The sequence below is a fragment of the Vibrio sp. 2130-1 genome (assembly GCF_033339515.1).
The window spans coordinates 1-653 of record NZ_JAWOUT010000356.1 but is presented as its reverse complement, the minus strand read 5'-3'; the positions used below and the strand labels follow the sequence as shown (position 1 = coordinate 653).

The 653-nt window shown below is 46.7% G+C and carries 1 pseudogene; it reads left to right on the top strand.

What is annotated here, in order from left to right:
* Nucleotides 1-133 precede the first annotated feature (133 nt).
* Nucleotides 134-653 (top strand): annotated as a pseudogene (locus R7Q09_RS26200) (bifunctional glutamine synthetase adenylyltransferase/deadenyltransferase); the annotation flags it as partial.

Here is a 653-nt window from a genome sequence, read left to right as displayed (position 1 = left end):
GAAGATTAAGTCATTTAGCGTATAAAGCGAATTGGATTTGATAAAACGCCCACAAACCTTTTGTGGGCGTTTTTATTTGCTTTAAGTCTGGTATAAAGAATGAATCACCGTGCTTTTCACACAAGGAAGAAACATGCAGCTGCCTTCGTCACTGGTCTCTGTCGCCGAATCTGCCGTTCAAAATGCCCAAGAAGCGGGTTACCTTCAATCATGGCCAAATGAGGTCGTAGAGCAGTTTCATTACGTCTCGGCGTTGAGCCAATTTATTACGGAAACCATTCACCGTGACGAGGCTCTCGCGCAGCAGTTACCAAGGATGTTAAGTGAGCTTAGCCGACACCAAGCTTATCGCACCCGTCTGGCCGCTTTATTGGCAGAATGCCCAGATGAAATGTCTGGTCATCGCGTTCTGCGTCAGTTCCGAAATCGAGAAATGGTCTACATCGCGTGGAAAGACTTCTTACATGCTTGGACACTTGAAGAGTCATTACGTCATTTGTCCCAATTGGCAGAGGCGATGATCTTTGAGACATACCAATGGCAATACAAAATTTGCTGCGCAGAATGGGGAACGCCAACAAATGCAGAGGGTGAAGCTCAACCGATGTTGATTATTGGGATGGGCAAGCTTGGCGGCGGCGAACTGAATTTCT